This window comes from Streptomyces pallidus (ex Mingjun et al. 2026), assembly GCF_051550185.1.
Classification (GTDB): Bacteria; Actinomycetota; Actinomycetes; order Streptomycetales; family Streptomycetaceae; genus Streptomyces.
The window spans coordinates 673497-684043 of sequence record NZ_CP196181.1; the positions used below are offsets into that span (position 1 = coordinate 673497).

The 10547-nt window shown below is 76.9% G+C and carries 1 protein-coding gene; it reads right to left on the reverse strand.

All coding sequences use genetic code 11. From position 1 onward, the window contains the following. Positions 1-4: 4 nt before the first annotated feature. Positions 5-10465 (reverse strand): type I polyketide synthase, encoded by a 10461-nt coding sequence (locus ACSHWO_RS02945; RefSeq protein ID WP_438309924.1) that lies wholly within the window; start codon positions 10463-10465, stop codon positions 5-7. Between the last annotated feature and the right edge of the window lie 82 nt (positions 10466-10547).

A 10547-nucleotide genomic window follows, 5' to 3' on the forward strand; every position in this document is an offset into this window, starting at 1 on the left:
CACGTCAGAAGTTGCTGTTGCTGGTGGAGTTGCCGGGGACGTCGCCGTCTCCGGGGTCGCCGCCGCCGTCGAGGGCGAGGTCGAGGAGGTCCTGGAGGTCCATCTCGTCGATGGACGCGGCCGCGTCGGCGGTGTCCGGGCCGCCCTCGTCGGCGGCCGGGGTGTCGGGTCCGGCGAGCTGCAGGAGGGTGTCGAGGAGTCCTGCGGCGCGGATGCGGCCCAGCGGGATGGTCGCCAGGGTCCGGCGCAGCTCGGCGTCCTGCGGGTCGGTGTCCAGGTCCGCGCCGCCGGCGGCGCCGGCCGCCGTTGCGCCGGTGTCCCCGGCGAAGAGGGTGCGCAGCAGGTGGCGGGTCAGGGCCTGCGGGTTGGGGTAGTCGAAGACGAGGCTGGAGGGGAGCCGCAGCCCGCACGCGGTGCCGAGGCGGTTGCGCAGGTCGACGGCGGTGAGGGAGTCGAAGCCGAGGTCCTTGAAGGCGCGGTCGGCTGCGACGGCGTCCGCGGACGGGTGGCCGAGGGCCGCGGCCGCGTGCTCGCGCACGAGGTCGAGGAGGGCCGTGTCCCGGTCCTCGCCGGAGAGTTCGGCGAGCCGGCGGAGCAGGTCCGCGGACGGGTCGCCGGCCGCCGTCTCGCCGCCGGGCGCCGGGTCCTGGCGCAGGGCGGCGCGCACCTCGGGCAGGTCGGCGATGAGCGGGCGGGGCCGGGCCGCGGCGAACACGGGCGCGAACCGCGCCCAGTCGACGTCGGCGGCGGTCACCGCCGGGTCCGCTCCCGCGAGGGCGCGTTCCAGGGCGAGGAGGTTCGTCGCCGGGGGGACGGGCGGCAGTCCGCGTCGGGTGAGCTGCTCCTCCGCGTCGCCCTCGGCGGCCATGCCGCCGTCGGCCCAGGGTCCCCAGGCGATCGCCGTGGCGGCGAGCCCGCGGGCCGCGCGGCGTTCGGCGAGCGCGTCGAGGAACGTGTTCGCGGCCGCGTACGCCCCCTGGCCGCCGCTGCCCCAGGTGCCGGCGATGGACGAGAAGAGGACGAACGCGTCGAGGGAGTCCGGTGCGTCGAACAGGGCGTCGAGGTGGACGGCGCCGGCGGTCTTGGCGGTGACGACCCGGGCGAAGCCGGGCAGGTCGGTGCCGGTGCCGGGCGGCTGGGAGACACCAGCGGCGTGCACCACGGCGCGGACCGGGGTGCCGTCGGCGGCGAGGCCGGCGACGAGCGCTGCGAGCGCGTCCCGGTCGGTGACGTCGCAGGCCGCGAGGGTCACGGCCGTGCCGAGCGCTTCGAGCTCCGTACGGACCTCGGCGGCGCCGGGCGCGTCGGCGCCGCTGCGGCTGACGAGGACGAGGCGCTGCGCGCCCCGTTCGGCGAGGCGGCGGGCCACGTGGCGGCCGAGGGCGCCCGTGCCGCCGGTGACGAGCACGGTGCCGCGCGGGGTCCACCGGTCGGCGGGGGCGGTGTCGGCCGGGGTGGCGTGGACGAGGCGGCGTACCAGGGTGCCGGCGGCGCGGACCGCGAGCTGGTCCTCGTCGCCGGCGCCCGCGCCGGTGAGGAGGTCGGTCAGCCGGGACAGGGCGCGCTCGTCGCACACCTCGGGCAGGTCGACGAGTCCGCCCCAGAGGTCGGGGTGCTCCAGGGCGACGACCCGGCCCAGGCCCCAGACCTGGGACTGGGCGGCGCCGCCGAGCGTGTCGCCGGGGGCGGCGGCGACGGCGTCGCGCGTGACGCACCACAGGGGTGCGCCGCCGGGGACGGGCTCCGCGCCGGCTTCCGTGAGCGCGGAGACGAGGGCGTGGGAGAGGGCGAGTCCGACGGGCACTGCGGGGTGCTCGGGGTGCGGCCGCTCGTCGAGCGCGAGGAGCGACAGGATGCCGGTGACCGGTCCCCCGGCCGCCGTCTCGTGCAGCCGCTCGTCCAGGCGGGCCCGCAGGACGGCCGGGTCGCCGTCGGCGGTGTCGAGCGGGAGCGGCAGGATACGGGCGCCGCCGTCGGCCAGGTGGTCGGTGAGGGCGCGGATCCACGGGTCGTCGGCCTGTGCGGCGGGTACGGCGACCAGCCAGGTGCCGGCGGGGCCTGCCGTCGCGGTGGCGGGGGCGCCGCCGGTCCACGGCTGCCAGGCGACGCGGTAGAGGAGGGAGTCGGCCTGGGCCTGGGCCTGCCGCCCGCGCCGCCAGGCGGACAGGGCGGGCAGGGCCGTGCCGAGCGGCTGTTCGCCGTCGACGTCGAACTCGTCGGCGAGTGCGGCCAGGTCGGCCCGCTCCACGACGTCCCAGAACCGGGCGTCGGCCTCGCTGACGCCGGGGCCGCCCCGCGCCGCCCCGGCCGCGGCCGCCGCGGCGGCGGGCTCGGGCCAGTGGCGCCGGGTCTGGAAGGGGTAGGTGGGCAGGTCGACGCGGCGGGCGCCGGTGCCGGCGTAGTACGCCGTCCAGTCGAGGGCGGCGCCGTAGGCGTGGGCCGTGCCGAGGGCGGTGACGACGGTCTCGGGCTCGGGGCGGCCCGCGCGCAGGACGGGTGCGAACACGGCGTCCTCGGTGACGCAGTCCTGGGCGAGGGCGGACAGCACCCCGTCGGGGCCCAGTTCGAGGTACGTGGTGACGCCGGCGGCTTCCAGGGCGCGGACGCCGTCGAGGAAGCGGACGGCCTCGCGGACGTGCCGGACCCAGAAGTCGGCGGATGCCATCTCGTCGGTGACGAGGGCGCCCGTCAGGTTGGACACGACCGGGATGCGCGGGACGGCGTACGACAGCCCCTCGGCGACCTTCCGGAAGTCGGCCAGCATGCCGTCCATGTGCGGCGAGTGGAAGGCGTGGCTGACGGTGAGCCGCTTGGTCTTGCGGCCCTGCGCCTCGAAGTGCGCCGCCACGGCGGCCGCCGCGTCCCCGTCGCCCGCGACCACGACCGACTGCGGGCCGTTGACCGCGGCGATGGACACCCGGTCGGCCTCGGTGAGCAGCGGCAGGACCTCGTCCTCCGCGGCCTGGACCGCGATCATCACGCCGCCGGCGGGCAGGGCCTGCATCAACCGGCCGCGGGCCGCGACCAGAGTGCACGCGTCGTCCAGGGACAGGACCCCGGCGACGTGCGCGGCGGCGATCTCGCCGATCGAGTGCCCGGACAGGTAGTCGGGGCGCAGGCCCCGGCCCTCCAGGAGCCGGAACAGCGCCACCTCGACGGCGAACAGGGCGGGCTGGGTGTACTCCGTACGGTCCAGCAGGGCCGCGTCGCACCCGAAGAGGACGTCCTTCAGGGGCAGTTCGAGGTGGGCGTCGAGCCGTTCGCACACCGCGTCGAGCGCGTCCGCGAACGCCGGGTGGGTGTCGTACAGCTCGCGGCCCGTGCCGAGGCGCTGGCTGCCCTGCCCGGTGAAGAGGAAGGCCAGCCGGCCGCCGGAGACCGTCCCGCGGGTCAGCCCCGGGGTCTGCTCGTCGGCCGCGAGGGCCGCGAGCGCGCCCAGCAGGTCCGCGCGGTCGGCGGCGGTGAACGCCGCCCGGTGTTCGAGGGCCGCCCGGCCGGTGGCCAGGGAGTACGCCAGGTCCAGGAGGCCGGAGCCGTCCTCGTCGCCGGTCCCGGTGAGGGCTTCGGCCGCGGGCAGCAGCCGGGCGGCCTGGGCGCGGAGCGCCTGCGGGTTCCTGGCCGACAGGACGTACGGGAGCGGTCCGGCGGACGGTGCCGTCGGGGCCGGCGCGGACCGGTCCGCGGACTCCGGGGCCAGGGCCGGTGCCGGTGCCGGTGCCTGCTCGATGATGGTGTGGGCGTTGGTGCCGCTGATGCCGAACGAGGACACCGCGGCGCGCCGCGGCCGGCCGTTCTCGGGCCAGGCCGTGGCCTCGGTCAGCAGGGTCACGTCGCCCGCGGTCCAGTCGACGTGCGGGGTGGGCTCGTCCACGTGCAGGGTCTGCGGAAGCACCCCGTGGCGCATCGCCATGACCATCTTGATCACTCCCGCCACACCGGCCGCGGCCTGCGTGTGACCGATGTTCGACTTGATCGAACCGAGCAGCAGCGGCCGGTCGTCCGGACGGTCCTGCCCGTACGTGGCCAGCAGCGCCTGCGCCTCGATCGGATCTCCCAGCCGGGTACCCGTACCGTGCGCCTCGACCGCGTCGACCTCGGCGGCCGACAGGCCGGCACTCGCCAGCGCCTGACGGATCACCCGCTGCTGCGACGGGCCGTTCGGAGCCGTCAGACCGTTGCTCGCACCGTCCTGGTTCACGGCCGAACCGCGCACCACCGCCAGCACCGGATGCCCGTTGGCCTGCGCGTCCGACAGCCGCTCCACGAGCAGCATGCCGACGCCCTCACCCCAGCCCGTACCGTCCGCGCCCGCCGCGAAGGCCTTGCAGCGGCCGTCGGGGGCGAGTCCGCCCTGGTGGCTGAACTCGCTGAACGTGCCGGGCGTCGACATGACCGTCACACCGCCGGCGAGCGCCAGGCTGCATTCGCCGGCCCGCAGCGCCTGGATGGCCCAGTGCAGGGCGACCAGGGAGGAGGAGCAGGCGGTGTCGACGGTGACGGCCGGGCCCTCCAGGCCCAGCGCGTAGGCGACGCGGCCGGACATGATGCTGCCCGCGTTGCCGGTCATCACGTGGCCGAGGACGCCGTCCACGTCGGCGGACCGCTCCAGTTGGGCGTCGTAGCCGGTGTAGGAGGCGCCGACGAACACGCCGGCCCGGCTGCCGCGCAGCGACGACGGGTCGATGCCCGCCCGTTCGACGGTCTCCCAGGAGGCTTCCAGCAGCAGGCGCTGCTGCGGGTCCATGGCGAGGGCCTCGCGCGGCGAGATCCCGAAGAAGTCGGCGTCGAAGGAGTCGGCGTCGTAGAGGAATCCGCCCTGGAAGGCCCGGCCGTGGCCGGCCTCGGCGGCGTGCAGTTCGGCGGTGTCCCAGCCGCGGTTGCCGGGCAGTCCGGCGATGGCGTCGCCGCCGGTCTCGACGAGCCGCCACAGCTCCTCGGGGGTGCGGACGCCTCCGGGGTAGCGGCAGCTCATGGCGACGATCGCGATGGGGTCGTCGGCGCCGGCCGCCGGGGCCGTGCCCTGCGCCGTGATCCGGTCGGACGCGTCGTCCCCGCCGAGGAGTTCGGCGCGCACCTGGTGGGCGAGCGCCGTGGGCGTCGGGTAGTCGAAGACGAGCGTGCTGGCCAGGCGCAGGCCGGTGGCCGCGCCGAGCCGGTTGCGGAGCTCGACGGCGGTCAGCGAGTCGAAGCCGAGGTCCTTGAACGCCTTGGCGGGCTCGATCTGTTCGGCCGAGGAGTGGCCGAGGACGGAAGCCACCTGGGACCGTACGAGGTCGAGCAGGACGCGGTCCTGTTCGGGGCGGGTGAGGCCGGCGAGCCGTTCGGCGAGCGGGGTGCCGCCGTCGGTGCGGGTCCGCGCGGTACGGCGTCCCGCCGGGCCGAGGAGCTCGCGGAACACGGGGGCGACCGGGCCGGGCGCGGCGGCGTCGCGGAGGGCCGCGGGGTGGAGGCGGGCCGGGACGAGGGCGGGCCGGCCGGAGGCCAGGGCGGCGTCGAGCAGGGCCATGCCGTCGGCGGCCGTGAGGGCGCCCATACCCTGCTGCTCCATGCGGCGCAGGTGGGCCTCGTCGAGTCCGCCGGTCATGCCGCTGGCGTCGGCCCACAGGCCCCAGGCCAGGGCGGTGGCGGGCAGGCCCTGGTGGTGGCGGTGCTCGGCGAGGGCGTCCAGGAGGACGTTGGCGCAGGCGTAGTTGGCCTGGCCGGCGCTGCCGAGGGTGCCGGCGACGGCGGAGTAGAGGACGAACGCGGTGACCGGCAGGTCGCGGGTCAGCTCGTGCAGGTGGAGGGCCGCGACGGCCTTCGGCTGCAGCACCGTGTCCAGGCGGTCGCGGGTGAGGGAGCCGATCACGCCGTCGTCGAGGACGCCCGCCGTGTGGACCACGGTGGTGAGGGGCTGTTCGGCGGGGATCGCGGACAGGACGGCGGCCAGGGCGTCGCGGTCGGCGGCGTCGCAGGCGGCCCAGGTGACCTCGGCCCCCAGCGCGGCGAGTTCCGCGGTGCGTTCGGCGGCGCCGGGCGCGTCGGCGCCGCGGCGGCTGAGCAGCAGGAGCCGGCGCACGCCGTGGGCGGTGACGAGGTGACGGGCGACGATCCCGGCGAGGGTGCCGGAGCCGCCGGTGATCAGGGCGGTGCCGTCCGGGTCGACGGCGGGACCGCCGGCCGGGCCGGTCGGGCGGGTGCGGCGCAGCCGGGGGACGTGGACGGCTCCGTCGCGGAGCAGCAGCTCCGGCTCGCCGGAGGCGAGGGCGGCGGCGAGGGCGGCGGCGAGGGCGGCCGCTGCCGCCGGGTCGGCGGGGTCGGTGGGCTCGGGTACGTCGGCGAGGACGAAGCGGCCGGGGTTCTCGGTCTCCGCGGAGCGCAGCAGACCGCGGACGGCGGCGTGCGGCAGGTCCTCGACGGCTGCGCCGGGGCCGGCGACCGTGCCGCTGGTCAGCACGACCAGGCGGGAGGCCGCGAACCGGTCGTCGGCGAGCCAGGCGTGCACCAGGGCGAGCGCCCGGTGCGTGGCCCCTCGCAGGGCGTCGGGGCCGGTCCCGGCGGCTTCCCGGGGGAAGGGGGCCAGGACGTACGCCGGTACGGGAGCCCCGGCGTCGACGGCGGCGCCCAGCGCCGCCAGGTCGGCGTGGCGGGTGGCCGGGCCGAAGCCGGCGGGGCCGAGGACGGCCCAGCCGCCGGCCGGCCCGTCCCCCGCGCGGGGGGCGGTCGGCAGGGGCAGCGGCGTCCAGTCGAGCTGGAACAGCGCCTCGCGCACGACGGCCGGTACGGGCCGCGCGGTGCCGGCGGCTTCGGCGGCCGGGCACGGCTGCGGGGTCAGGCGGCCGATGGTGGCCACCGGGTCGCCGTGGTCGTCGGCGAGGTCGAGGGCGTACGCCGGGTCGGCGGAGCCGTCGGCAACCGGTCGGATGTGGACGCGCAGGGCGCCGGCGCCGACCGCGTGCAGGGTCACGTCGGACCAGGCGCTGCCGGGTCCGGTGCCCGCGCCGCGGCCGTCGGTGTCGGCGCCGTCGGCTGCCAGGGCGGCCGCGGCGTGCGCGGCGGCGTCCAGCAGCACCGGGTGCAGGCCGAACGCGGAGGCCTCCGGGCCGCCTTCGGGCAGGCGCACCTGCGCGAAGTACGCGCCGTCCAGGTGCCAGGCCGCTTCCACGGCCCGGAACAGCGGGCCGCGCCGCGGACCGGCGTCCGTGTCCTCGGCGTCGTGCGCGGCGTCGGCGCCGTACAGGGGGCCGAGGTCGAGGGGTTCGGCCCCCGCGGGCGGCCACGTGGCGGCACCGGACGGGGCGGGGGACGTCGCCTCCGGCGCGGCGGGGGTGAGGACGCCCCGGGCGTGGCGGGTCCAGCCGCCGTCCTCGCCGAGGTCGCCGTCGCCGTTCTCCGGTCGGCCGGAGACGGTGAAGGCGCGGCGGCCCTGCGCGTCGGCGTCCTCGACGAGCACCTGGACCCGTACGCCGGATCCGTCGGCGGGCAGGGCGAGCGGGGCGTCGAGCAGCAGCTCCGCGATGTGGCCGCAGCCGGCCCGGTCGCCGGCGCGGACGGCGAGTTCGACGAACGCGGCGGCGGGCAGCACGGCCGCACCGGCGAGGGTGTGGTCGGCGAGCCAGGGCTGGGTGCGCAGGGACAGCCGGCCGGTGCAGAGCACGCTGTCGGAGCCGGCGAGGGTGACGGCGGCGCCGAGCAGCGGGTGGGCGGCGGGGTCGAGGCCTGCCACGCTCACGTCGCCGGCCGTGCCGGCGCCGGGCTCCAGCCAGTAGCGCTCGTGCTGGAAGGCGTAGGTGGGCAGGTCGGCGTGTCGGGCGCCGGTGCCGGCGAAGAACGCCTGCCAGTCGACGGTGGCGCCGTGGGCGTGGGCGCGGGCGAGGGCTTCGAGGGCCGTCTCGGGCTCGGGCCGGCCGGCGCGCAGCGCGGGGACGAAGGCGGCGCCCTCGCTGGTGACGCACTCCTGGGCGAGCGCGGACAGCACCCCGTCGGGCCCGAGTTCGACGTACGTGGTGACGCCGGCGGCCTCCAGGGCGCGGACGGCGTCGAGGAAGCGGACCGCCTCGCGGACGTGCCGCACCCAGAAGTCGGCCGACGCCATCTCGCCGGTGACGGGGGCGCCGGTCAGGCAGGACACGACCGGGATCTGCGGGGCGTGGTACGTGAGCCCCTCGGCCACCCGGCGGAAGGCGTCGAGCATGCCGTCCATGTGCGGCGAGTGGAAGGCGTGGCTGACGGTGAGCCGCTTGGTCTTGCGGCCCTGCACCTCGAAGTGCGCGGCGACGGCTGCGGCCGCGTCCTCGTCACCGGCGACCACGACGGCCCGCGGCCCGTTGACGGCGGCGATGCCGACGCGGTCGGTGAGCAGCGGCAGGACCTCGTCCTCCGCGGCCTCGACGGCGATCATCACCCCGCCGGCGGGCAGTTCCTGCATCAGCCGGCCGCGGGCCGCGACCAGCGTGCACGCGTCGTCCAGCGAGAGGACCCCGGCCACGTGGGCGGCGGCGATCTCGCCGATGGAGTGCCCGGCGACCGCGTCCGGCCGCAGGCCCCGGCCCTCCATGAGGCGGAACAGTGCGACCTCGACGGCGAACAGGGCCGGCTGGGTGTACGCGGTCCGGTCGAGGAGGTCCGCGTCCGTTCCGAACAGGACTGCCTTCAGCGGCAGTTCGAGGAGCGGGTCGAGACGGCCGCACACCGCGTCGAAGGCGTCCGCGAACTCCGGGTGCGCGTCGTACAGTTCGCGGCCCGCGCCGAGGCGCTGGCTGCCCTGCCCGGTGAACAGGAACGCGGTCTTGCCCTCGACGGCGGTGTCCGTGACCAGTCCCGCGGCGTCCTCGCCGGCGGCGAGGGCGGCGAGGGCGGTGTCGAGGTCGCCGTCCGTGCGGCCGAGGAGGACCGCCCGGTGTTCCAGGGCGCCACGGGTGGTGGCGAGGGCGTACCCGAGGTCGAGGGCCGAGGGGTGGGCGGCGTCCCTGGTCCGGGCGTCGATCAGCCGGGCGGCCTGGGCGCGCAGCGCGGCGGCGCTGCGGCCCGACAGCGTCCAGGGCAGCACGGCGGGCCGGGCCGGGGCGGGGGCGGGCTGCTGCTCCCCGCCCGGCGGCTCCTCTTCGGGGGCCTGTTCGATGACGGTGTGCGCGTTGGTGCCGCTGACGCCGAACGCGGAGACGGCCGCGCGGCGCGGGGCACCGGTCTCGGGCCAGGCCATGGGCTCGGTGAGGAGCGACACGTCGCCGGCCGACCAGTCGACGTCGGGGGTGGGCTCGTCGACGTGGAGGGTCTGCGGGAGGACTCCGTGGCGCATGGCCATGACCATCTTGATGATGCCGGCGACACCGGCGGCGGCCTGGGTGTGCCCGAGGTTCGACTTGAGGGAGCCGAGGCGCAGCGGCCGGCCCTCCGGCCGGTCCTGGCCGTACGTGGCCAGCAGTGCCTGGGCCTCGATGGGGTCGCCGAGCCGGGTGCCGGTGCCGTGGGCCTCGACCGCGTCGACCTCGGCGGCGGAGAGGCGGGCGTTCTCCAGCGCCTGCCGGATGACGCGCTGCTGGGAGGGGCCGTTGGGGGCGGTGAGGCCGTTGCTGGCGCCGTCCTGGTTGACGGCGGAGCCGCGGACGACGGCCAGCACGGGATGCCCGTTGCGGCGGGCGTCCGAGAGCCGCTCCACCAGGAGCACGCCGACGCCCTCGGACCAGCCGGTGCCGTCGGCGGCCGCGGCGAAGGACTTGCAGCGGCCGTCGGCGGCGAGGCCGCGTTGACGGCTGAACTCGACGAACACGTCGGGGCTGGGCATCACGCACACGCCGCCGACCAGGGCGAGCGAGCAGTCGCGGCCGCGCAGGGCCTGGGTGGCCAGGTGCAGGGCGACGAGGGAGGAGGAGCAGGCCGTGTCGATGGTGGCGGCGGGGCCCTCCAGGCCGAGGGCGTAGCTGACCCTGCCGGACAGCACGCTGGTGGCGCCACCGGTCAGGAGCAGCCCTTCGAGGCCCTCCGGAACCTCCCTGAGGTCGGCGCCGTACCCCATGGCGCCCGCGCCGATGTAGACGCCGGTGCGGCTGCCGCGCACGGACGCCGGGTCGATTCCGGCGCGCTCGAACACCTCCCAGGAGGTTTCGAGGATCTGGCGCTGCTGCGGGTCCATGGCGAGGGCCTCGCGCGGCGATATGCCGAAGAATCCGGGGTCGAACACGGTGGCGTCGTCGAGGAACCCGCCGCCGGTGTTGTAGAAGGTGCCCTTGCGGTCGGGGTCGGGGTCGGCGAGGGACGCGATGTCCCAGCCGCGGTCGTCGGGGAATCCGGTGATGGCGTCACCGCCCTCGGACACCAGCCGCCACAGGTCCTCGGGGGACCGTACGCCACCGGGGAAGCGGCAGCTCATCGCGACGATGGCGATGGGCTCGTGGGCGTCCTGCTCGACCTCCTGGAGGCGGCGGCGGGCCCGCCGGAGCTCCGTGGTCATCCACTTCAGGTTTTCGAGAAGCTTTTCTTCGTTCACGCCGGCCACTGGAACGTCACCTCCTGGAGAAATGCGGAATGCATGCGGGATCGGGGTGGGGCATCGGATCGGGCATCAAAGG